Source organism: Pseudomonas brenneri (assembly GCF_007858285.1).
Classification (GTDB): domain Bacteria; phylum Pseudomonadota; class Gammaproteobacteria; order Pseudomonadales; family Pseudomonadaceae; genus Aquipseudomonas; species Aquipseudomonas brenneri.
Window position 1 is genome coordinate 560,993 of record NZ_VFIL01000003.1, and the last position, 25,312, is coordinate 586,304.

A 25,312-nucleotide genomic window follows, 5' to 3' on the forward strand; every position below is an offset into this window, starting at 1 on the left:
TTCACGACTTTTTACCCGGCAGCGTGCCCATCAGTTTGCAGATGATCCCCAGCATGATTTCGTCGGCACCGCCGCCAATCGACACCAGGCGCACATCGCGATAGGCGCGGGCCACCGGGTTGTCCCACATAAAACCCATGCCGCCCCAGTATTGCAGGCAACTGTCGCTGACTTCACGGCCCAGGCGCCCGGCCTTGAGCTTGGCCATCGAGGCCAGCCGCGTCACGTCCTGGCCCTTGATGTATTGCTCGGTCGCCTGGTAGACCAGCGCACGCAGGCATTCGATCTCGGTGGACAGTTCGGCCAGGCGAAAGTGGATCACCTGGTTGTCGATCAAGGCCTTGCCGAAGGTCTGGCGCTCCTTGCAGTAGGCGATGGTGCTGTCGATGCACGATTCCAGGCCCTTGATCATATTGGCTGCGCCAAACAGCCGTTCCTCCTGGAATTGCAGCATCTGCATCATGAACCCCGCGCCTTCATGGCCGATGCGGTTGCGCTGGGGGATGCGCACATCATCGAAAAACACCTGGGCAGTTTCCGAGCTGTGCATGCCGAGCTTTTCCAGGGGCGGGCTGACGCTGATACCGGGGGTGTTCATCGGCACCATGATCAGTGACTTGTTGATATGCGGCTTGCCGTCCGAGGTGTTGGCCAGCAGGCAGATAAAATCGGCACTGGGGGAGTTGGTGATCCACATCTTGCTGCCGTTGATCACGTAGTCGTCGCCATCCTTGCGCGCGTGGGTTTTCAAGCCCGCCACGTCGGAGCCGGCGCCGGTTTCCGAGACGCCGATGCAGCCCACTTGTTCGCCGCTGATGGCCGGGCGCAGGAATTCCTCGCGCAACTCATCGGAGCCAAAACGTGCGAGGGCCGGGGTACACATATCGGTCTGCACGCCGATGGACATCGGGATACCGCCGCAATGGATGGTGCCGAACTCTTCGGCGGCGACAATCGAGTAGCTGTAATCCAGGCCCATGCCGCCGAACTTCTCGGGCTTGGAGATGCCCAGCAGGCCGAGGTCGCCGGCCTTGCGGAAAATCTCGTGGATCGGGAAGCGCCCGGCTTTTTCCCATGCGTCGACATGGGGGTTGATCTCGCGGTCGACAAAAGCCCGTATGGTACGACGCAGCTCTTCGTGTTCCTGGGTGAAGATCATTTTTATTGTTCTCCTGATCGTTAAAAGCGCGCGGCGCCGAAGCTGTTGGGTTGCAATTGGCGCACCTGGGCCTCTTGGCAGATATCCAGCAGGTAACCCAGCAAGGTGCGGGTGTCCCGTGGGTCAATCAGCCCGTCGTCCCACAGGTTGGCGCTGCCATACAGGGCCGTGGACTGGCTATCGAGTTTCTGTGCGGTGACCTGTTCGAGCATGTCGAGCATCTTGGGATCGGGCACCAGGCCGTCTTTCAATTGCTTGGCCTCGGTGACAATGCGCAGCACTTTGCCGGCCTGGGCGCCGCCCATCACGGCGGTGCGGCTGTTGGGCCAGGCAAAGATAAAGCGCGGGTCCAGGCCGCGGCCGCACATCGCATAGTTGCCGGCGCCGTAGGATCCGCCGACCACCACAGTCAGCTTGGGCACGCGGGCATTGGCCACCGCCTGGATCATCTTCGCGCCGTGCTTGATCACCCCTTGTTGTTCGGATTCGGTGCCGACCATAAAACCGGTGGTGTTGTGGAAGAACAGCAGCGGGGTCTGGCTCTGGTCGCACAGCTGGATAAACTGCGCGGCCTTGCTCGCGCCCTTGGGGGTGATTGGGCCGTTGTTGCCGATAAACCCGCAGGCGCGGCCCTGGATCTGCAAGTGGCCGCAGACGGTGTGGGGATCGTATTCGCCCTTGAATTCGAGAAAGTTGGAGCCGTCGGCGATGCGCGCGATGATTTCTCGTACGTCGTAGGGCTTTTTCGGGTCGTCGGGGATCAGGCCCAGCAACTCTTCAATCGGATACAACGGCTCAGCGTAGGCCCGCACCGGCTGGGGCGGCAGCCGATCGTCCCACGGCAATAGGCTGACAATCTCGCGCACGATGCGCACGCCATCGGCATCATTTTGCGCCAGGTATTCGGCGGTGCCGGCGGTTTGCGCATGCATCTGGGCGCCGCCCAGCTCTTCATCCGTCGCCACTTCACCAGTGGCCGCCTTGAGCAACGGTGGGCCGGCCAGAAACAGCTTGGCTTTGCCGCGCACTACCACCACGTAATCCGAAAGTCCTGGCTGATAGGCACCGCCAGCGGTGGCCGAACCGTGGACTACGGTGATCTGCGGCAGGCCCATGGCCGACATCCGTGCCTGGTTGGCAAAGCTGCGCGCACCTTCGACGAAAATCTCGGCGGCGTAGTTGAGGTTGGCGCCGCCGCTTTCGGCCAGCGTCACCACCGGCAGTTTGTTTTCCATGGCGATCTGTTGCAGGCGCAGGGATTTTTTCAGGCCCGATGGCGAGATCGTCCCACCCTTGATCGCACTGTTATTGGCCACCACCAGCATGCGCACGCCGCTGACATAGCCAATACCGGCAATCAAGCCGCCACCGGCGGCGCTGCCGTCCTTGTCATCGTGCAATTTGTAGCCGGCCAGGCTCGCCAGTTCGAGGAAGGGCGCGCCGGGGTCTAGCAACAGGTTCAGGCGTTCGCGGGGCAGCAGTTGGCCGCGTTTGTCGAACTTGCCCTTGGCTTCGGCGGCCTTGTCCAACAGGTTCTGTTCCAGTTGGCGCAAGTGGTTGATGGCCGTGAGCATGGCCTCGCGGTTCTGTGCGAACTGCGGGTGGTGGGCGTCGAGTAGCGAGTCGATGACCGGCATGGTTTATTGGCCCTCCTTGAGCACATCTGGCAGGTAGGCGCGGTGAAAACCATTGAAGGATGGGCTCGGCGGTTGGGCCTTGTGCAGCGGCCAGGCGCGGCTGCCCAGGCTGGCGGCGCCGTCGATGCGCAAGGTGCTGCCGCTGACGAACGCGGCGGCGGGGCTGAGCAGGAACACAATCGCTGCGCTGACTTCCGATTCGGTGCCAATGCGCTTGAGCGGTACATGCTCGCGCAGGGTCGGGATCACGGCCTTGAACGCACCTTCGTAGGTGTCCATGCCGCTGGAGGCGATCCAGCCTGGCGCCACGGCGTTGACCCGCACCCCGGCGTAGCCCCACTCGAACGCGGCGGTCTTGGTGAAGTTGTCCATCCCCGAGCGCGCCGCGCCGGAGTGGCCCATGCCAGGCATGCCGCCCCACATATCGGCCAGCATGTTGACGATGGTGCCGCCGTGCTTGCTCATCGATTGATTGAACACTTCCCGCGCCATCAGGAAACCGCCCACCAGGTTGGTGCGCAGCACCGTTTCAAAGCCTTTTTGATTGATCGACGCCAGGGGCGAGGGGTATTGGCCACCGGCGTTGTTCACCAGGCCGTGGATTGGCCCGTGTGCTTCGATGATCTGGCTGACCAGCGCCTTGACCGCTTCTTCATCGCGAATATCGCAGGCCTGCCAACTGGCGCGGCCACCGTCATCGCTGATCTCCTGGGCGACACCTTGGAGTTTTTCCGGCTTGCGCCCCACCAGCACCACATGGGCGCCGAGGGCTGCCAGTTCATGGGCGGTGCAGCGGCCGATGCCACTGCCGCCACCGGTGACGATAATGGTCTGCCCCAGGAACAGGTCGGCTTTGAAGATCGAGTCGAAGGCCACGGCGAGAGTCCCTTAGTTGAGTTGATCGGCGAGGTGGCGGGGCACGGCAATCGGTATTTCCAGCAGTTGCTGGGCGAAGGCCTTGCCCTGTGGGTCGATGCGCAGGCTGGCGATACCGCCGCCGCCCAGGGCATTTTCGAGGAGGAAATTGAGGCTGTGGCTGCCGGGCAGGTACCAGCGTTCCACGCGCCCATGCAGTGGGTCGAGGACGTGGCTCATCCAGTCGACGATCACCTCGGGCGTCAACGCCTCAGCGATCCATGGCAAGTATTCGGGGCGGCGTGCGATTACCCCGATATTGCTGTGATTGCCCTTGTCACCGGAGCGCGCCACGGCCAGTTTGACCAAGGGCACGCTGGCATCGGCGCGGCCTTCGGGCTTGGGCGGGTCGAGCGGTGTGTGGGGCGTGCCCAGGGCCGCTGTGGCAGGCAGTTCGCAGGGGTGGGACTGGCCCTGGAAGTCGACGCTCAAGGTGCAGGCGCGCTTATCGATCAGGAACGAAAACAGGCGGATCAGCGGATACACGGTGGGTCTGCCGCCAACGATGCCGGTCAGGCCCGGCGCCATGCCGGTGGCGGCCTGGGCAATTTCCCGGGCGAACAGCACCAGTGCTTGTTTGCTCGGGTGACGCACCGCCAGTTTGAGCACCACCTCGCGGCAATCCTGGCGCCGGGCGTGGGCGCCGTAGGTGGCTTCGCTGCCGAGCAATTCAATATTGACCTCGGTGTAGGGCGCCCAGCCGCGCTGGCTGAACAGTTGCGAGGTTTTGTTGATGATCGCCTGGCTGACCCGCTCGGCCTTGGCCACCGCATCCATGCCGGCCAGCAGGCAACTGGCGGTGCAGCGAAAACCGTCGGGGTAGGTGGCACTGACTTTGTACTGATCGGTCGGCGCCAGGCCTTTAGCGCCGTGCAGGCGCACGCGGTTTTCGCCTTGTTGCTCCAGTGTGACCTGGCTGAAGTCGCAGATCACATCCGGCAGCAAATAGGCGCGGGGGTCGCCAATTTCATACAGCAGTTGTTCGGCGACGCTCAGTTCGCTGATCAACCCGCCTGTGCCCGGTGCCTTGCTGACGGTGAACTGGCCGTCGGCGCTGACGTCGACAATCGGGAAGCCGATGTGCTCGTAGTCCGGCACCTCGCGCCAATCGGTGAAGTTACCGCCGGTGCACTGCGCGCCGCATTCGATGATATGCCCGGCCAGCGCGGCCTGGGCCAGTCGGTCGTAGTCCTGCCACGACCAGTTGAACTCATGCACCAGGGCCGCGCTGACCACCGCGCTGTCCACTACGCGCCCGGTGATGACGATATCGGCGCCCAGTTGCAGGGCCTGGACGATGCCCGGCGCGCCGAGGTAGGCATTGGTCGACACACACATCGCCGGCAACGGCGCGCCGCTGAACATATCGCTGATGCCCTGCAGTTGCTTGAACTGCGGTTGCAGGTCGTCGCCCAGCACCACGGCGATTTTCAGCGGCACCCGTGCCTGGTCGCAGACAGCCTGCAATGCCGCGGCGCAGGCCTGGGGGTGGATGCCGCCGGCGTTACTGATCACGCGGATGCCCTGGCGCTGGATATCGGCGAGCAATGGCGCAAGCACTTCGACAAAGTCCGTCGCGTAGCCGGCCTGGGGATCCTTCATCCGCGCCCCGGCGAGGATCGACAGGGTGACCTCCGCCAGGTAGTCGAACACCAGGTAATCCAGGGTGCCGCCGTGCACCAACTGCGCGGCGGCGGTGCAGGTGTCGCCCCAGAATGCACTGGCGCAGCCGATACGAACGGTCTTGTCCATGGGACGTCCTTCTCTGGAAAATCGCTGGGTCGAGACTACCAAGCAAGCGCTTGGTTTGTAAACTCTGCTCATAACTTTTGCCCAAGCGCTTGCTTGGGTGGCTGTCACGGCCTAAATTGCCGGCCATGACGCAATCAAAGTAGTTGAGGAGAGCAGCATGGATGAGCAAAAAGCCCTGGAGGTGATGCGCACCATGGTGGACGGCGGGCAACTGACCGACCCCGACAGCGCCCGGGGCAAGCTGCTGCAGACCGCGGCTCACCTGTTTCGCAACAAGGGCTTTGAACGCACCACCGTGCGTGACCTGGCCAGTGCCGTGGGGATCCAGTCCGGCAGCATCTTTCATCACTTCAAGAGCAAGGATGAAATCCTGCGGGCGGTGATGGAAGAAACCATCCACTACAACACCGCGCTGATGCACGCCTCCCTGGCCGAAGCGAGCAACGTACGCGAGCGGGTGCTGGCGCTGATTCGCTGTGAGTTGCAGTCGATCATGGGCGGCAGCGGCGAAGCCATGGCCGTGCTGGTGTATGAATGGCGTTCGCTGTCGGCAGAAGGGCAGGCCCAGGTGCTGGCGTTGCGTGATGTCTACGAAGATATCTGGCTGCAGGTGCTGGGCGAGGCCAAGCAGGCGGGTTATATCAAGGGCGATGTGTTTATCACCCGGCGTTTTCTGACCGGGGCGTTGTCCTGGACCACGACCTGGTTTCGCGCCCAGGGCAGCATGACCCTCGAACAATTGGCTGATGAGGCGTTGCTGATGGTTCTCAAGGCTGATTAGGCCTGGAGTGCAAGCCATTTATTGTCGGGTCGAAAGTTGTCTCTCCAGACAAAAACGCCTAGCTTAGCGAGATTCAGATTTGAACGGTGCGTGCCTGATGTTTTCGCCATTGCGGCTGGCTGCGGGACTTACAGTATTGGCAATGGGCACCCTGTGGCAGGCGCAAGTTTCGGCGGCCCAGTTGGTGCGGATCGGTGCCGCGCATTTTCCGCCGTACACCGTGCGCCCGGAGCAGGGCGCCGACACCGGATTGCTGCCGCAACTGCTGGAGGCGCTGAATCGTGCGCAGACCGAGTACCAGTTCGTACTGGTGCCGACGTCCATCCCCCGGCGTTTTCGTGATTTCGAACAAGGCCGGGTCGACATGGCTATCTTCGAGAACCCGCAGTGGGGGTGGCAGGATATTCCCCATACCAGCGTCGACATGGGCCTGGAGGACGCCGAAATTTTTGTTGCCCAGCGCCAGTCCGGTCGCGACCAGGGGTATTTCGCTGAACTCAAGGGCAAGCGCCTGGCAGTGTTCAGCGGCTACCACTACGCCTTTGCCAGCTTCAACCCCGACCCCAAGGCCATGGCCGCGCAGTTCAATGCCACGTTGACCTATTCCCATGACAGCAACTTGCTGATGGTGACCCGTGGCCGTGCGGATATTGCCCTGGTGACGCGCTCCTACCTCAGCGACTTCATGGTGCGCAATGCCGACACTGCCGGGCAGTTCCTGGTGTCCGAACGCATTGACCAGGTCTACCACCACTACGCATTGCTACGGCCCAAGGCCGCGATCAGTGGCCCGGCGTTTGCCGAGTTGCTCAAGGGCCTGCGCGACAGTGGCGAGTTGCTGAAGATCTTCGAACCGTACCGCATTGATGTGCTGCCGGTAGCGGATGCGCCCTGATCCCGGTAACGGCGCTTAAATTTTTGCTGTTGGCTCACGTCACTTCGTCTAACTGTCGACGATTACCGTGAGCCCCTTCCATGCCTAATCCCAATGATTTGTCAGTCCTGCCACTTCCGGCAGGGCCCACCCTGAACGCAGACGAAAGCGATAGCCGCCTGACCCTGACCCTTGCAGGCCAGCCGTTGGTGCGCCTGCGCCTGGAGCGCGGCGATGCACTGGACGTGTATCTGCAAAACCCCGCTGAGGTTCCTTCGGTGCAAGCCTTGTGGGCGGCGTGTTACTGGCTGTTTGCCCGGGAACCCGAGCGCCAGCAACTGACCTGGCACCTGGAGCACACCCCTGACGAGGCCCTGCGCAGCGGCCTGCTGCTGGCCACCGACGTGGTGGGGCAGTTGCGTTGCGAGCGCACCCTGTTCTGGCAATTGCCGCAGCCGTGGTTGGGCCAGCCGTTGAATGATGCCTATCCGCAACAGATGATTATCAGCAACGGCAAGCGCCATCCGGTGCGTGCGCCCAAGCCGCGCGGTGAAGTCTATCGACGTTTCGATGCACGCCTGGGTGCGTGGATCTCACTGCGCACGCTGGAGATCGATGTCGACCTGGCTCGCTTCAATCGCTGGCAGAACAGCGCGCGTGTCGCCAACTTCTGGCAGGAAAGCGGCAGCCTGGAGCAGCATCGCGACTACTTGACGAAGCTGGACGCCGACCCGCATACCCTGACGCTGATCGGCTGTCTCGACGATGAGCCCTTTGCCTATTTTGAGGCGTATTGGGCCAAGGAAGACCGCATCGCGCCGTTCTATGATGCGGACGATTACGACCGGGGTATCCATATGCTGGTGGGGGAGGAGCATCATCGTGGGCCGCACAAGGTTGCCAGCTGGCTGTCGGCGCTGGTGCACTACCTGTTCCTCGACGACCCGCGCACCCAGCGCGTGGTGGCGGAACCGCGAGCCGACAATGCGAAGATGATCGGGCATATGCAGAACCAGTGTTTCCACTGCGAGAAGGAATTCGATTTCCCCCACAAGCGTGCGGCGCTGATGATCCTGGGGCGGGAGCGGTTTTTTGAGCGGTGTGGGTTGGTCTGAGCGCTACAGGGCAACGAATATCAAATGTGAGAGCGGGCTTGCTCGCGAAGGCGGTTTGTCAGTCAATTGATTCGTTGGCTGATACACCGCCTTCGCGAGCAAGCCCGCTCCCACACGCGTGGTGTTCAGACGCGTCGGGCAAAGGTATCGCTATGCGTCCCCGAAACCTTACGGCAGTGCACCAACGCATCGCGGATCATGAAGTTGACCAGGGTCGGCGACACGCCCAGTTCCTTGGCAATGTCCTTCTGCGGCACGCCATGCAGGCGGTACATCTCGAACGCGTAGCGCGTGCGCTGGGGCAACTCGGTCAGGGCGTCGGCGATGTTTTCCAGGGTGGAAAAATTGATATGCGAGGTTTCGGGTGAAGCGCCATGAATAACCACATTCAAGCCTTCCTCTTCCGTCCCGGAGTATTTCAGTTCCAGGGCCTGTTTACGGTAGTGGTCGATAGCCAGGTTGCGCACGATCTGGAACAGATAGCTCAGTTGCGCCTTGAACGATGAGGTGATCTGCGGTGCCGATTGCAGTCTGAAGTAGGCGTCCTGCACCACGTCTTCGGCGCGGGAACGGCAGCCGGTAATGCGCGCCGCGATCTTGACCAGGATCAGTCGATTATCGACAAACGCCTGGAGTAACGGTGAATCGCACCTGCTTGTGGATACTTGTTCCGTCATGGAAATCACCTTGCTGCAATAAGGTTTTAGTGGAGGGCATCCCTGCTGAGGCCTCCTACATATCGGGCAACAAATTATTCTTAATGATAATGATTGTCAAATGAGAAGTAGGATTAATCTTATTCCGAAATATAAATTGTGAGGTGCTTCTCTTTGTGTGTGGGCCTGGGCCTGCTGACTAATTATTTTGTCGGGCCATCCGTTCTCATTGGTGACAGGCCAGCCAGCACGCCGGCCAAGGATTTGCACCCGGAGGAGGACGACATGCGTTTGTATCGCGAGAACCCAGCGTTCCAGGCAAGGGTGGTCTGAGATGAGCACATCGACCCGCAGGCACCATGGTGCTGCGCGACGAGCGGCCCTGGCGACCGGCTGAACACGTCGCCACGCGCCCACGCCCTCTATCCCCGATTTCCCCGTAAGCCGATTTCAGGCAGGAACCCCTCATGATGGACGCCTTCGAACTTCCCCGCACTCTGGTCCAGTCCCTCCAGCGCCGTGCCGCGCAGACCCCGGACCAAGTGGCCCTGCGCTTTCTGGCCGAGTCTGCCGACGACACCGTAGTGCTCAGCTACCGTGACCTGGACCTGCGCGCCCGCACCATCGCCGCCGCCCTGCAGGCCTCGGCCGGGCTGGGCGAGCGTGCGGTGCTGCTGTTCCCCAGCGGCCCGGATTATGTCGCGGCGTTTTTTGGCTGCCTGTACGCCGGGGTCATCGCGGTACCGGCCTATCCGCCGGAGTCGACCCGTCGCCATCACCAGGAGCGGTTGCTGTCGATCATTGCCGATGCCGAGCCAAGGCTGTTGCTGACCAGTAGCGGTTTGCGCGACTCGCTGGGGCAGATCCAGGAGGCGCCACCCTTGCTCTGCGTGGATGAGTTGCACAGTGACATTGCCGCAGGCTGGGTCGCACCAAACCTGCAAGATGACGACATCGCCTTCCTGCAATACACCTCCGGTTCCACCGCCTTACCAAAGGGCGTGCAAGTCACCCACGGCAACCTGGTGGCCAACGAACTGCTGATCCGCCGTGGCTTTGGCATCGACCTCAACCCCGATGACGTGATTGTCAGCTGGCTGCCGCTGTACCACGACATGGGCCTGATTGGCGGCCTGCTGCAACCGATCTTCAGTGGCGTGCCGTGCGTGCTGATGTCGCCGGGGTACTTCCTCGGCCGGCCCTTGCGCTGGCTGGAAGCGATCAGCCAATACCGCGGGACCATCAGCGGTGGCCCGGACTTCGCCTACCGCCTGTGCAGTGAGCGGGTCAGCGACTCGGCCCTTGCGCGCCTCGACCTGAGTCATTGGCGCGTGGCTTATTCCGGCTCCGAGCCGATCCGCCTGGACACCCTGGAGCGTTTCGCCGAGAAATTCGCCGGCTGTGGCTTTACCCCGAACAACTTCTTTGCCTCCTACGGGCTGGCCGAGGCGACTTTGTTTGTCGCCGGCGGCACCCGTGGCCAGGGCATACCGGCCTTGCGTGTGGACGAACAGGCGCTGGCCGCCAACCGGGCGGAGCCGGGGCAGGGCAGTGCGATCATGAGCTGCGGCACCCGCCAGCCCGAGCATGGGGTGCTGATCGTCGAGCCCCATACCCTGGCTGAACTGGCCGACAACTGCGTCGGCGAAATCTGGGCCACCGGCCCGAGCATTGCCCACGGCTACTGGCGCAACCCCGAAGCCACGGCCAAGACCTTCGTGCAGCATGCCGGTCGCACCTGGCTGCGCACTGGAGACCTGGGCTTTATGCGCGACGGCGAGGTGTTTATCACCGGGCGCCTCAAGGACCTGCTGATCGTGCGTGGCCATAACCTGTACCCGCAGGACATCGAGCAAACCGTCGAGCGCGAAGTGGAAGTGGTGCGCAAGGGCCGTGTCGCGGCGTTTGCGGTGAATGACCAGGGCCTGGAAGGGATTGGCATTGCCGCAGAGATCAGCCGCAGCGTGCAGAAGATCCTGCCGCCCGAAGCCCTGATCAAGGCCATCCGCCAGGCGGTGGCCGAGGCCTATCAAGAGGCGCCGTGCGTGGTGGTGCTGCTTAACCCCGGCGCGCTGCCGAAAACCTCCAGTGGCAAGGTCCAGCGTTCGGCCTGCCGCACTCGCCTGGCCGATGGCAGCCTCGACAGCTACGCGCAGTTCCCCGACCTGCAGGTGCAGGCGGGTGATGAGGCCTTGGTGTCAGGGCTGCAACAGCAGATCGCCGCGATCTGGTGTGAGCAGTTGCAGGTGGAACAGGTGGCTGGTGATGATCACTTCTTCTTGCTCGGCGGCAACTCCATCAGTGCCACCCAGGTGGTTGCCCGCCTGCGCGAGGTCCTGGGTCTGGAGCTCAATCTGCGCCTGTTGTTCGAGGCCCCGGTGCTGGCTGATTTTGCCGCCAGCGTCGGGCAATTGCAGCAGGACGGTGGTGTGGCCCAGGGCGCAATCAGCACCTTGTCACGCCAGCAGGATATGCCGCAATCCCTGGCGCAGAACCGCCTGTGGATCACCTGGCAGTTGGACCGACAGAGCAGCGCCTACACCATCCCCGGTGCATTGCGCCTGCGCGGCGAGCTGGATGAAGACGCGCTGCATGCAAGCTTCGCGCAACTGATCCAGCGCCACGAAGCGCTGCGTACGCGTTTTTATGAGCGCGACGGCCAGGGCATGCAGTGTGTCGATGCCCAGCGCGAGTTTGCCGTGCAAGTCATCGACCTGCGCGACTTGCCCGTGGCCGAGCGCGAAGCCCGCGCCGCACAGGTCCGCGAGGACGAGGCACGCACCCAGTTCGACCTGGAGCAGGGCCCGCTGCTGTGGGTCACGCTAGTTCGCCTGGACGATGAGGATCACCAGTTGCTGGTGACGATGCACCACATCATCGCTGACGGCTGGTCGCTGAATGTATTGATCGATGAATTCTCGCGCCTCTACGCCGCCGCGTCCCAAGGCCAGGCCATCGAGTTACCAGCCCTGGCCGTGCAGTACGCCGACTACGGCAGTTGGCAGCGCCAATGGCTGGCCGAAGGCGAAGGCCAGCGCCAATTGGCCTACTGGCAGCAGCAACTGGGTGACGAACATCCCACCCTGAGCCTGGCCACCGATCACCCGCGTTCGACCCAGCAACGGCACAGCGCTTCGCGCTACAGCGTGCGTCTGGATGCGGATCTCGGCGCAGCCATCCGCCAGACTGCCCAGGCCCACCAGGCCACGCCATTCGTACTGTTACTGGCGGCATTCCAGAGCCTGTTGCACCGCTACAGCGGCCAGCGCGATATCCGCATCGGCGTGCCCAACGCCAACCGTGGGCGTCACGAAACCCAGGGCCTGATCGGCTTCTTTATCAACACCTTGGTGCTGCGCGCCGAGGTGGATGCGCGCCTGCCGTTCAGCGAGCTGCTGGCGGCGACCCGCCTGACGGCCACCGAGGCCCAGGCCCATCAGGACTTGCCGTTCGAGCAACTGCTGGAAGCTTTCCCGCAGGCGCGCGAACAGGGCCTGTTCCAGGTCATGTTCAACCACCAGCAGCGCGACCTTAGCGCCTTGCGCCGCCTGCCGGGCCTGCTCGCTGAGGAGTTGCCATGGCATAGCCGCGAAGCCAAGTTCGACCTGCAACTGCACAGCGAAGAAGACCGCAATGGGCGCCTGAACCTGTCATTCGACTACGCCGACGAACTGTTCGACGCCAGTACTATCCAGCGTCTGGCCGCGCATTTGGTCAGCCTGTTGCAGGCCGTCTGCGCGCAACCACAGCAGGCTCTGGGCGATATCCCGCTGCTGAGCGCCAACGAGCATGCCCAGCAACGCACCTGGAGCGAGGCACCGTGCGCACCGGCGCAGCGCCTGGTGCCGGAGCAGCTCAACCAGCATAACGACGAGCGCACCGCCCTGGTCTGGCAGGACGCCAGCCTGACCTTTGCCCAACTGCACACCCAGGCCAACCGCCTGGCCCATTACCTGCGTGACAAAGGTGTCGGCCCGGACGTGTGCGTGGCGATTGCTGCCGAGCGTTCGCCACAACTGCTGGTCGGCTTGCTGGCAATTCTCAAGGCCGGTGGCGCCTACGTGCCGCTGGACCCGGACTACCCGGCCGACCGCCTGGCCTACATGCTGGCCGACAGCGGCGTGCAATTGCTGCTGACCCAGACCTCTCTGTTGGCGCAGTTGCCAGCGCCTGAGGGCGTGTCGGTAATCGCCATGGACAGCCTCAAGCTCGACAGCTGGCCGACCCAGGCGCCGGGCCTGCACCTCAATGGCGACAACCTCGCCTATGTGATCTACACCTCGGGTTCCACCGGCCAGCCCAAGGGCGTGGGCAACACCCATGGCGCCCTGGCGGAGCGTTTGCAATGGATGCAGGCCACCTACTCGTTGGATGAAAGCGATGTGCTGATGCAAAAGGCACCGATCAGTTTCGACGTGTCGGTGTGGGAATGCTTCTGGCCGCTGATCACCGGTTGCCGCCTGGTACTGGCCGGCCCCGGCGAGCATCGTGACCCTCATCGCATTGCGCAGTTGGTGCAGGAACATGGGGTCACCACCCTGCATTTTGTGCCGCCACTGTTGCAGCTGTTTGTCGATGAGCCGCTGGCGGCCGAGTGCAGCAGCCTGCGCCGGGTGTTCTCCGGTGGCGAAGCGTTGCCCGCCGAGTTGCGCAATCGGGTCCTGGCGCAACTGCCAGCGGTGCAATTGCACAACCGCTATGGCCCGACCGAAACTGCGATCAACGTCACTCATTGGCACTGTCAGCGCGCAGATGGAGAGCGCTCACCGATTGGCCGGCCGCTGGGCAACGTGATTTGCAGGGTGCTGGACGAGCAACTCAACCTGTTGCCGGCAGGTGTGCCGGGCGAGCTGTGCATCGGCGGGATTGGCCTGGCGCGTGGTTATCTGGGGCGTGCAGGGCTGACGGCCGAGCGCTTTGTCGCCGACCCACTGGGCGCGGCGGGCGCACGCCTGTACCGCACCGGCGACCGCGTGCGCTGGGCTGCCGATGGCGTGCTGGAGTACCTCGGGCGCCTGGACCAGCAGGTCAAGCTGCGCGGCTTTCGCGTCGAGCCGGAAGAAATCGAGGCGCGGCTGTTGGCCCAAGACGGCATTGCCCAGGCGGTGGTGCTGATCCGCGACACCGCTGGCGGTGCGCAGTTGATCGGTTACTACACCGCCAGCGGCGAGCAGGCTGAGCAGGACGTGAAAGCCGCCCTGGCCGCCGAGTTGCCGGAGTACATGGTGCCGGCGCAACTGATACAACTCGATGTCATGCCGCTGAGCCCCAGCGGCAAGGTGGATCGTCGTGCCTTGCCGGAACCGGTGTGGCAGGTGCGTGAGCATGTGGAGCCGCACACCGCGCTGGAACAGCAAATCGCCGGGATCTGGCGCACGGTGTTGGGTGTGCCGCGTATCGGTCTGCGCGACGATTTCTTCGCCCTTGGCGGCCACTCGCTGCTGGCCACGCAAATCATCTCCCGCACACGCCAGGCCTGTGATGTGGAGCTACCGCTGCGCACCTTGTTCGAAGCCAGCGAGTTGGGGGATTTTGCCGAGCAGGTCCGCGAGATCCAGGCCAGCGGCCGGCGTAACCAGCAGACCGCGATTGGCAAGGTCGATCGCCGCCAGCCGGTGCCACTGTCCTATTCCCAGCAGCGCATGTGGTTCCTCTGGCAAATGGAGCCGGACAGCCCGGCCTATAACGTGGGTGGCATGGCACGCTTGCGCGGGGTGCTGGATGTGGGGCGTTTCGAGGCGGCGTTGCAAGCCTTGATCATGCGTCATGAAACCTTGCGGACCACGTTCCCGAGTATCGATGGCGTGGCCCAGCAGAAAGTCGCCGCGCAAAGCAGCGTGCGCATGAGCTGGCAGGATTTTTCGGCCCTGAACGAGGCCGAGCGCCAACTGCGTCTGCAGCAACTGGCCGACCAGGAAGCCCACAGCCCGTTCAACCTGGAAACCGGGCCGTTGCTGCGCGCCTGCCTGGTCAAGGCTGGTGACCAGGAGCATTACCTGGTGCTGACCCTGCACCATATCGTCACCGAAGGCTGGGCCATGGACATCTTTGCCCGTGAACTCAGCGCGCTGTATGAAGCCTTTATCGATGAGCGTGAGTCGCCGCTCGAACCCCTGCCGGTGCAGTACCTGGACTACAGCGTGTGGCAACGCCAATGGCTGGAGGCCGGCGAGCGCCAGCGCCAGCTCGACTACTGGACCGCGCAACTGGGCAATGAGCATCCACTGCTGGAATTGCCCAGCGATCGGCCACGCCCGGCGGTGCAAAGTCACCAGGGCGAGCTGTACCGTTTTGACCTCAGTGACGACCTTGCCGCGAGGGTTCGCGCGTTCAATGCCGAGCATGGCCTGACCCTGTTCATGACCATGACCGCGACCCTGGCGACGCTGCTCTACCGCTACAGCGGCCAGACCGACCTGCGTATCGGCGCGCCAGTGGCCAACCGTATTCGCCCGGAAAGCGAAGGGTTGATCGGTGCCTTCCTCAACACCCAGGTATTGCGTTGCCAGCTCGATGGGCAGATGCGTGTCGGCGAGCTGTTTGAGCACGTGCGCCACACCGTGATCGAGGGTCAGTCCCATCAGGACCTGCCGTTCGATCATCTGGTGGAAGCCCTGCAACCACCGCGCAGTGCCGCGTATAACCCGCTGTTCCAGGTGATGTGCAACGTGCAGCGCTGGGAGTTCCAGCAAAGCCGACAGCTGGCCGCAATGACCGTCGAATACCTGGCCAACGATGCGCGTGCTACCAAGTTCGACCTCAACCTGGAAGTCACCGACCTCGACCATCGCCTGGGTTGCTGCCTGACCTACAGCACTGACCTGTTCGACGAGCCGCGCATTGCACGCATGGCGGCCCATTGGTGCAACCTGCTGGAGGCGCTGATCGCCGATCCGCAGCAGCGTTTGAGCGAGCTGGCGCTGCTGCAGATCGATGAGCAGCGTGCCCAGCAAGACAGCCTCGGGATCGAGGCCGGCGAGCACCGTCTCGACCAGTGCATCCATCATCTGTTCAGCCAGCAGGTCCAGGCCCGTGGCGATGCCCCGGCGCTGACCTTTGCCGGCCAGACCCTGAGCTACCGCGAGCTGGACAGCCGCGCCAATCGCCTGGCCTGGATGCTGCGTGAGCGTGGGGTTGGCCCGCAGGTGCGGGTCGGCCTGGCGCTGCCGCGCTCCCTGGAAATGGTCATCGGCCTGCTGGCGATTCTCAAGGCCGGTGGCGCCTATGTGCCGCTGGACCCGGAATATCCGCTGGACCGCCTGCACTACATGATTGAAGACAGTGGTATCGGCCTGTTGCTCAGCGATGCGGCGATGTTCGATGCCTTGGGCGAACTGCCTGCCAGCGTCAGTGGCTGGTGCCTGGAAGATGACCTGCCGGTGCTCGCCAATTACCCGGCCAGCGACCTGCCGGCGATCAGCCTGGCGCAACATCAGGCGTACCTGATCTACACCTCCGGTTCTACCGGCAAGCCCAAGGGCGTGGTGGTGTCCCACGGTGAGATCGCCATGCATTGCCAGGCGGTGATCGGGCGGTTTGGCATGCGCCCTGACGATTGCGAACTGCATTTCTACTCGATCAACTTCGACGCCGCCACCGAGCGCCTGCTGGTGCCGCTGCTCAGCGGCGCGCAGGTGGTATTGCGCGCCCAGGGCCAATGGGATGCCGAAGAAATCTGCGGGCTGATCCGTGAGCACCGGATCACTATCCTCGGCTTTACCCCAAGCTATGGCAGCCAGTTGGCGCAATGGCTCGCCACGCAAAACCAGACCTTGCCGGTGCGCATGTGCATCACCGGCGGCGAAGCCCTGACCGGCGAGCATTTGGCGCGGATTCGCGCAGCATTCCAGCCGGCGCTGTTTTTCAACGCCTACGGGCCGACCGAAACCGTGGTCATGCCCCTGGCCAGCCTGGCCCCCGAAGTGCTGGAGGAGGGCGCTGGCAGCGTGCCGATCGGCAGCATCATCGGTGCGCGGGTTGCCTATATTCTGGATGCCGACCTGGCACTGGTACCCCAAGGTGCCACTGGCGAGTTGTACGTCGGCGGTGCGGGCCTGGCCCAGGGTTATCACCAGCGTCCGGGCATGACCGCCGAACGTTTTGTGGCTGACCCGTATGCCGATGGCGGGCGGCTCTATCGCACGGGCGATCTGGTGCGCCAGCGTGCCGATGGCTTGGTGGAGTACTTGGGGCGGATCGACCATCAGGTGAAAATCCGGGGTTTCCGCATCGAACTGGGCGAGATCGAAACCCGCCTGCTTGAGCATGAGGCGGTCCGTGAGGCCGTAGTCCTGGCCCTGGACGCGCCGAGTGGCAAGCAACTGGCGGCGTATCTGGTCAGCGATGCCAGCGATCACACAGCCTTGCGCGAGGCGCTCAAGACGCACCTGAAGGCGCAATTGCCAGACTACATGGTGCCCACGCACCTGATGGTGCTGGACAGCATGCCGCTGACCGCCAACGGCAAGCTCGACCGCCGTGCCCTGCCGCAACCGGACCCTGAAGCCAACCGCCAGCAGTACGTGGCGCCGAGCAATGAGCTGGAACTGAGCCTCGCCGCGATCTGGTGTGCGGTGCTCAACGTGCAGCAGGTCGGATTGCACGATAATTTCTTCGAGCTGGGCGGCGATTCGATCCTGTCGATCCAGGTGGTCAGCCGGGCGCGGCAGGCGGGGATTCACTTCAGCCCGCGCGACCTGTTCCAGCACCAGACCGTGCAGGCTCTGGCAGCGGTGGCCACGCGCAGTGAGCTGATCACTGCCGAGCAGGGTGTATTGACGGGGCCCTCGGGGATGACGCCGATCCAGCACTGGTTCTTCGACAGCGACATCCCGGCGCGCCAGCACTGGAACCAGGCCTTGTTGCTGGCGCCGGTGCAGGCTCTGGACCCGCATCGCCTTGAACAGGCGCTGTTGGCCGTGCTGGAGCACCACGACGCCTTGCGCCTGAGCTTCACCCAGCGCGACGCGCAATGGCATGCCGAGCATCTGGCGGTGCCGGAAGGCGGGGTGTTGTGGCTGGCCCAGGTGACGGATATGCAGCAGTGCGAGGCGCTGTTCGCCGATGCCCAGCGCAGCCTTGACCTGGAACACGGCCCGCTGCTGCGCGCCTTGCTGGTGGACGGGCCGATTGGCCAGCAACGCTTGCTGATCGCGATCCATCACCTGGTAGTGGACGGCGTGTCCTGGCGTGTATTGCTCGAAGACCTGCAAAACGTCTATCGCCAATTGAGCGACGGCCAGGCCGTCAGCCTGCCGGCCAAGACCAGTGCGTTACGCGACTGGGCCGCGCGTTTGCAGGCCTATGCCAGCAGCGAATCCCTGCGTGAAGAACTGAGCCTATGGCAGCAACAGTTGGCCGGCCCGGCGGTTGAACTGCCGGTGGACCGCGCGCATGGCAGCCTGCGCAATCGCGACGCCGAGACCGTCAGCGTGCGCCTGGATGCCGAGCACACCCGCCAATTGCTGCAGCAGGCGCCGAGTGCCTACCGCACCCAGGTCAACGACCTGTTGCTGACCGCACTGGCCCGCGTGCTGTGCCGCTGGAGCGGGCACGAGTCGACGCTGATCCAATTGGAAGGCCACGGCCGCGAAACCCTGTTCGATGAAATCGACCTGACCCGCAGTGTCGGTTGGTTCACCAGCGCGTACCCGCTGCGCCTGACCCCGCTGCAGATCGAAGACGCCAGTGGCCAGGGCGCGTCGATCAAGGCGATCAAGGAGCAACTGCGGGCGGTGCCCCACAAGGGCCTGGGTTATGGCGTGCTGCGCTACCTGGCTGACAGCACCTGTCGCCAGGCCATGGCCGCGTTGCCGAGCGCTTCGATTACCTTCAATTACCTGGGGCAGTTCGACCAGAGTTTTGATAGCCAGGCGCTGTTCCATCCATTGGAAGCGTCTGCCGGGCCGGCCCATGATCCGGATGCGCCGCTGCCCAACGCCTTGAGTGTGGACAGCCAGGTGTACGGCGGCGAGTTGGTACTGCGCTGGACCTTCAGCCGTGAGCGCCATGACCACCAGACCATCAGCGAACTGGCCGAGGCCTATCTGGGCGAGTTGCAGAGCCTGATCGCCCACTGCCTGAGCGATGATGCCGGCGGCCTGACGCCGTCCGATTTCCCGCTGGCGCACCTGACCCAGCCACAACTGGACGCGTTGCCAGTGCCGGCCAGCGCCATCGAAGACGTGTACCCGCTGACGCCGATGCAGGAGGGTTTGCTGTTGCATACCCTGCTGGAGCCGGGCACCGGTCTGTACTACATGCAGGACCGCTACCGCATCAACAGCGAGCTCAACCCCGAGCGCTTTGCCCTGGCCTGGAAAGCCGTGATTGCCCGGCATGAAGCCTTGCGGGCGTCGTTCTGCTGGAACGTGGGCGAAGACATGTTGCAGGTGATCCATAAGCCCGGCAGCACGCCCATCGAGTATCTGGACTGGAGTACTGTCCCTGAAACCGAGCAGGAGCCACGCCTGCAAGCGTTGCTGAAAAATGAGCGCGAAGCCGGTTTTGATCTGCTCAACCAGGCGCCGTTCCACCTGCGCCTGATCCGCGTCGGCGAAGCCCGCTACTGGTTCATGATGAGCAACCACCACATTCTGATCGATGCCTGGTGCCGCTCGTTGTTGATGAATGACTTCTTCGATATCTACATGGCATTGGGTGAAGGCCGCGAGGCGCAGTTGGCAGCGCCGCCACGTTATCGCGACTACATTGCCTGGCTGCAACGCCAGAACCTGGCCGAGGCGCGGCAGTGGTGGCAGCAGAACCTGCAAGGCTTTGAGCGCACCACGCCCATTCCGAGCGACCGGCCATTGATGCGCGAACACGCCGGCCATAGTGGCGGCATGGTGGTGGGTGATTGCTACACCCGTCTGGATGTACGCGACGGCGCGCAATTGCGCGAGCTGGCCCAGGCTCATCAGTTGACCGTGAATACCTTCGCCCAGGCGGCATGGGCCTTGGTGCTGCGGCGCTTGAGCGGTGAGCGTGACGTGCTGTTCGGCGTCACCGTGGCCGGGCGCCCGGTGGACATGCCGCAGATGCAGCGCACGGTCGGCCTGTTTATCAACAGCATCGCCCTGCGGGTCAAGTTGCCCGAGGACGATCAGCCGTGCAGCGTGCGCCAGTGGCTGAGCGCGTTGCTCGACAGCAATATGCAACTGCGCGAATACGAGTACCTGCCGCTGGTGACGATCCAGGAACACAGCGAACTGCCCAAGGGCCAGCCGCTGTTCGACAGCCTGTTTGTATTTGAAAACGCCCCGGTGGAAGTCTCGGTGCTGGACCGTGCGCAAAGCCTGAATGCCACCTCGGACTCGGGCCGCACCCACACCAACTTCCCGCTGACAGCCGTGTGCTACCCGGGCGATGACCTGGGGCTGCACCTGTCCTACGACCAGCGTTATTTCGATGAAACCACCGTGCAAGGCATGCTCGCTGAGTTCAAGCGCTTGCTGCTGGCGCTGGTGCAGGGCTTCCATGGCGATATGGCCGACCTGCCGCTGATTGGCGAGCAGGAGCGTGAATTCCTGGTGGACGGCTGTAACCAGAGCGCCCATGACTACCCGCTGGAGCGCAGCTACGTCGCACTGTTCGAGGAGCAAGTGGCACAGCATCCGCAGCGCATTGCCGCCAGTTGCCTGGACCAGCAATGGACTTATGCCGAGCTGAACCAGCACAGCAATCGCCTGGGCCATGCGCTGGTCGCGGCGGGTGTCGGCCTGGATCAGCCGGTGGCGCTGCTGGCCGAGCGTGGCCTGGATCTGCTGGGCATGATCATCGGCAGCTTCAAGGCTGGTGCCGGTTACCTGCCACTCGACCCGGGTCTGCCGACCCAGCGCCTGAGCCGTATCATCGACTTGAGCCGCACACCGTTGCTGGTGTGTACCGAGGCCTGCCGTGAACAGGCGCAGGCATTGCTCGAAGACTTTGCCTGCGGCGCGCGGCCGAAGTTGCTGGTGTGGGAAGAGCTGGCAGGTGAGCACACCAACCTGGGGATCTACAGTGCCCCGGACAACCTCGCCTATGTGATCTACACCTCCGGCTCCACCGGGCTACCCAAGGGCGTGATGGTCGAACAGCGCGGCATGCTCAACAACCAACTGAGCAAGGTGCCGTACCTGCAACTGAGCGAGCAGGATGTGATCGCCCAGACCGCGTCCCAGAGTTTCGATATTTCCGTGTGGCAGTTCCTCGCCGCACCGCTGTTCGGCGCGCGGGTGGACATCGTGCCCAATACCATCGCCCATGACCCGCAGGGTTTGCTGGCCCATGTCCAGGCCCAGGGCATCACGGTGCTGGAAAGCGTGCCGTCGCTGATCCAGGGCGTGCTCGCCCAGGACCGTATCAGCCTGGATGGCCTGCGCTGGATGCTGCCGACCGGCGAGGCAATGCCGCCGGAGTTGGCACACCAGTGGTTGTTACGTTACCCGGATATCGGCCTGGTCAATGCCTACGGCCCGGCGGAATGCTCGGATGACGTGGCGTTCTTCCGTGTCGACCTGGCCTCGACCCGTGGCACCTACTTGCCGATTGGTACCCCGACGGATAACAACCGCTTGTACCTGCTCGATGGTGCGCTGGAGCTGGTGCCGCAAGGTGCGGTCGGTGAGCTGTGCGTGGCCGGCACCGGAGTGGGGCGCGGTTATGTCAGCGATCCGCTGCGTACCGCCCAGGTGTTTGTGCCGGATCCGTTTGGTGCACCGGGGGAGCGCTTGTATCGCACCGGCGACCTGGCGCGTCGGCGCAGTGACGGCGTGCTGGAGTATGTCGGGCGTATCGATCATCAGGTGAAGATTCGCGGCTACCGCATCGAACTGGGTGAAATCGAGGCCCGCCTGCATGAGCAGCCCGAGGTGCGTGATGCTGCCGTCGGCGTGCAGGAAGGTGTCAACGGTAAGCACTTGGTCGGCTATCTGGTTGCCAGTGATGCCAGCCTCAACCCTGGCGAACGCCTAGACCGCATCAAGCAACGCCTGCGTGCCGAACTGCCGGAATATATGGTGCCACTGCACTGGCTGTGGCTCGACCGCCTGCCGTTGAACGCCAACGGCAAACTCGACCGCAAGGCCCTACCGGCCTTGGAGATCGGCCAGTTGCACAGCCAGGACTACCTGGCACCGCGCAACGAACTGGAGCAGACCCTGGCCACGATCTGGGCCGAGGTGCTGAAGGTTGACAAGGTTGGGGTGCTGGACAACTTCTTCGAACTGGGTGGGCATTCGTTGCTGGCCACGCAAATCGCCTCACGGGTGCAGAAAACCCTGCAGCGCGATGTGCCGCTGCGGGCGATGTTCGAATGCAGCACGGTAGAGGAATTGGCGGCGTACATCGACGGATTGGCGGCCAATGAAATCAGTGCGGGGACAGTGGATCGGCTGAGTGATCTGATGGCGGAACTGGAGGGGCTTTAAGCCGGAGAAAGGGCCGCCCGTGGCTGACACGGGCGGCACGCCGTTGGTCTGTTGTGCGCTTTTGCAGTGCCTGAACTGTCAACTCTGACAGTAGGCAAACTTCCCGTTTCAGGGGCTAGATACCAGCAGATTCAGGGCCTGTCACTCAGGCCCGCGGGTTATCTTTCCCAGGACAGGAGGTCTTCTCATGGTTAAAAAAACTACCGCCAATAGTTCGCAATCGGTGACTACCCAGCCACTTGCCGAAATCGCTGTCGAGTTACCCTATCCGCAGATCCAGTACGCCACCAATAACAGCATTTTGTACCCTATCGATGCCATTGACGGTACTGCCGCGACCATCGCTTTTTCGGGCATGGGCGCGACACCCATCACCCTGTATTGGGCCATCAAGGACCAGGACAAGCCTGTGTTTAAGCCCATTGTGCAGCCGGGCAGTACTAGCGGCAGTATCGACATCCACATTCCGTGGCAGTGGGTCAGTACCTGTATTGGGCATACCGTTTTGATCTGGTATACCGCGATGGTGGGGGGGCAGCTCAAGCAGTCGCTGGTGCTGGAGCTGGAGATCCAGGACATCCGCGAAACGGACCTTCGGGAGTCGCTGCCGGTATTTGCTCATGCGCGGCTGGAATGGAACACCCTGTGGCTGAACATGTACGAGTTTGAGGGTGATGAGATCATCCGCATCAAGGCCTGGCCGATGATCCAGGCTGGGCAGCGGTTGTTTGTGACCGTGGCCGGTGACCAGCATCAGGTGCCATATGCGTTCACCTGGGTGGCGTTTGACCATGTTGTGCAGGCCGAAGAGGCCAATCCGGAACATGTGTTCGAGTTCAGGCTCGCCCGCGGCTGGCTGGCGCGCCGCCAGGATTACTCGGCCCTGACCACCCACATGGGCGTGATTTGGGACGGTTCAGCACCGGTACTGCCAAACCCGGATGACCTGGTGCATGAAAACCCTTTGCCACTCAACGCCCAGGACTTTCACCTGCGGACCACCACGTTGTTGCGGGTGGATCCAGCACTGGAACTGCCGCCGCCCCATCTCAAGGAGTCGGTGGATTGCGGCACGGATGGCTGGCTGGTCAACCCGCTGAATACGGTGGACGGGGCGCATATTGTGATTGCCTACGAGGGCATGCACGCCGGGGATATTGTGTGTCCCTCCTTCACCGGTACGGCTGGCGCAGGATCGCCGGCGCTGGAATGCCGCACTGTGCAAGAAGGTGAAAGCAGCCTTGTGTTCCTGGTGCCACCTTCGCCTATCAGTGCCAACTTTGGGTTGCCGATTACCCTGGAATATCAGGTGTACTACAACGGCACCGGGCCCTGGCCATCGCCGGCACGGGTGGTGAAGGTACTTGACCTCAGTGGCCTGCCCACGCCTGCGGTGGAACAGGCCACGGGCAGCACGCTGGACCTCAATACCTTTGCCGGTGATGCCACCGCGACGGAGAGTGCGTGGCCTTATATTGCTTTGGATCAAGCCTGCTGGCTGTGGGTGACGGGAGTCTTGGAGAGTGGCAGCGCCTACAGTTTTGAAGTGCTGGAAGGTGAGCCGGTAACCGAGGAGTGGCTGGCCAGTGGCGTCAACACGCCACTACCGCGTGATGAGTTGCAGAAACTGGCGGATTGCCGTGACGTTGAAGTGCATTTCGCGGTGAATTTCAACGGCCAGTCCGATAAAGCCAGTGCCAAGGCGTTTCCACCGTTGGTACTGCATGTCGTGCAGGAGGATCTGGACCTTGATGCCCCGACAGTGCGTGAAGCTGTGGGCGAGCAACTGACGATCTGGAACGGCCGGGATGGTGTAACCGTACGGGTTGAGTACGAGCGCATCAGCCCCGATCACACGATCAATGTGCAGTGGCTCCGCCAGGATGGCGCGAGCCTGCCGCTGGAGCCCAAGACGGGTAACAGCGATCCAGGCTATGTCGATTTCGCCATACCTCGTGAAGCAGTGATTTATGGCGCGGGCAAAACGGTGCTGATTCATTACACCGTTACCAGCGCTTGCAAGCTGGCGTCTTCCAGGACCTTGCCTTTGCAAATCAGTGTGCCGGTACGTTTGCCAACGCCTGTGGTGCCACAGGCTACCAACAATATTCTGGATTTGAGCACCTTTGCAGGGAACGCGAGTATCACCGTAGAGCCTTGGTGGTTCATCTTGCCAGGTCAGAAGGTATGGTTGCGGGGTGTCGGGACAGGGGCAAATGGAGGCCCACGTATCCTCAGTGTCTATGTAGGGAAAGCGGTGGTGGCAGGGGAGGTGAGTGTAGGGTTGAAGGGCACCTTGCAGCGAGCTGAACTCGATATGTTGATGGACGGAAGTACTTTGACCTTTACCTGCAAGGTGACGACGGATGGCAGTGATCAGGAGAGGGACGCCGTTGTGTTACCGACTTTGGCTCTGGTGGTTCGTCTGTCGACAATAAATGATTCGGATAACTTTGACTCTTATCCTAATCAGGAGTTTTTACCTCCAGGAAGCCGCGTTGATACATGGCTAGTCGTGCTTGACTTGCCAAGTACCTCGACCTCGACGATCAGTATTCATGATGTTAGAACTGCTGGGGAGAATGTGCCAGGTATGGTCGGCGGTAGATCATTGGCTGTATTTTGTGGCGGTGGAAGTGGTCCGCAACTGGCTTATATGCGTTTTAAATGGAAGTGCACAAGAGTCAGGTTTGGTTATTCAAATATCGGCACGCATAGCGTTACATTTATTGCCTATGATCAGCAGAATAAGCCGTTGGGGCAGCGTGTTGTGCATTCAGGAACATGGGTTGAGTTTGAAGCACCCGTTGGAGGAACTATCACTCATGTTAGCGTGTTGAGCACCCAGCATGGCTCTATTGATTCATTAACTATATGGCATAGGGGGGAACGTGCTAATACGTAGTCTCAAGCAAATAAGTTGGCGTATGCGCAAATAAAATTTTAAAGGTTTGCGTAAGTAATAAAGTGCGCCGGCTGCGGCGGGCGCACTTGCTGTCTGTATCAGTGAT

The 25,312-nt window shown here is 62.5% G+C and carries 10 protein-coding genes; 5 read left to right on the top strand and 5 right to left on the bottom strand.

Annotation, left to right across the window (positions count from 1 at the left end; translation table 11 throughout):
- Position 1: 1 nt before the first annotated feature.
- The 4 genes from atuD to FJD34_RS09260 are packed head-to-tail and all read right to left on the bottom strand — an operon-like array spanning position 2 to position 5,463.
- Complete coding sequence (gene atuD / locus FJD34_RS09245; RefSeq protein WP_032862768.1) at positions 2–1,159, bottom strand: citronellyl-CoA dehydrogenase; 1,158 nt, start codon at positions 1,157–1,159, stop codon at positions 2–4.
- Positions 1,160–1,179: 20 nt separating this feature from the next.
- Positions 1,180–2,796 carry a geranyl-CoA carboxylase subunit beta gene (gene atuC / locus FJD34_RS09250; RefSeq protein WP_065942572.1) on the bottom strand — a complete coding sequence of 539 codons (1,617 nt, stop codon included), beginning with the start codon at positions 2,794–2,796 and terminating at the stop codon, positions 1,180–1,182.
- A gap of 3 nt (positions 2,797–2,799) precedes the next feature.
- A complete protein-coding gene (locus FJD34_RS09255; protein ID WP_032862766.1) occupies positions 2,800–3,672 on the bottom strand; it encodes an SDR family oxidoreductase in 873 nt (290 codons plus the stop codon).
- Between the two features lie 12 nt (positions 3,673–3,684).
- Positions 3,685–5,463, bottom strand: a complete 1,779-nt coding sequence (locus FJD34_RS09260) for an acyclic terpene utilization AtuA family protein (RefSeq protein WP_090291508.1) — start codon at positions 5,461–5,463, stop codon at positions 3,685–3,687.
- A gap of 157 nt (positions 5,464–5,620) precedes the next feature.
- Between FJD34_RS09260 and FJD34_RS09265 the strand changes: the two genes are divergently transcribed.
- The 3 genes from FJD34_RS09265 (at position 5,621) to FJD34_RS09275 (ending at position 8,233) form a co-directional block, all read left to right on the top strand.
- Complete coding sequence (locus FJD34_RS09265) at positions 5,621–6,244, top strand: TetR/AcrR family transcriptional regulator (protein WP_032862762.1); 624 nt, start codon at positions 5,621–5,623, stop codon at positions 6,242–6,244.
- A gap of 97 nt (positions 6,245–6,341) precedes the next feature.
- Complete coding sequence (locus FJD34_RS09270) at positions 6,342–7,139, top strand: substrate-binding periplasmic protein (RefSeq protein WP_032862760.1); 798 nt, start codon at positions 6,342–6,344, stop codon at positions 7,137–7,139.
- Between the two features lie 80 nt (positions 7,140–7,219).
- Positions 7,220–8,233, top strand: a complete 1,014-nt coding sequence (locus tag FJD34_RS09275; RefSeq protein ID WP_032862759.1) for a GNAT family N-acetyltransferase — start codon at positions 7,220–7,222, stop codon at positions 8,231–8,233.
- Positions 8,234–8,358: 125 nt separating this feature from the next.
- Here the strand turns inward: FJD34_RS09275 and FJD34_RS09280 are convergent, their stop codons facing one another.
- Complete coding sequence (locus FJD34_RS09280) at positions 8,359–8,910, bottom strand: RNA polymerase factor sigma-70 (protein ID WP_029298131.1); 552 nt, start codon at positions 8,908–8,910, stop codon at positions 8,359–8,361.
- A gap of 446 nt (positions 8,911–9,356) precedes the next feature.
- Here FJD34_RS09280 and FJD34_RS09285 point away from each other — a divergent pair, with 446 nt between their 5' ends.
- Together FJD34_RS09285 and FJD34_RS09290 are read left to right on the top strand one after the other, a co-directional pair.
- On the top strand, positions 9,357–22,301 hold the full coding sequence (locus tag FJD34_RS09285) for a non-ribosomal peptide synthetase (RefSeq protein ID WP_090291506.1): 12,945 nt from the start codon (positions 9,357–9,359) through the stop codon (positions 22,299–22,301).
- 187 nt (positions 22,302–22,488) lie between these two features.
- Positions 22,489–25,206, top strand: coding sequence for a hypothetical protein (locus FJD34_RS09290; protein WP_090291504.1), 2,718 nt, complete (start codon positions 22,489–22,491; stop codon positions 25,204–25,206).
- Positions 25,207–25,312 lie beyond the last annotated feature (106 nt).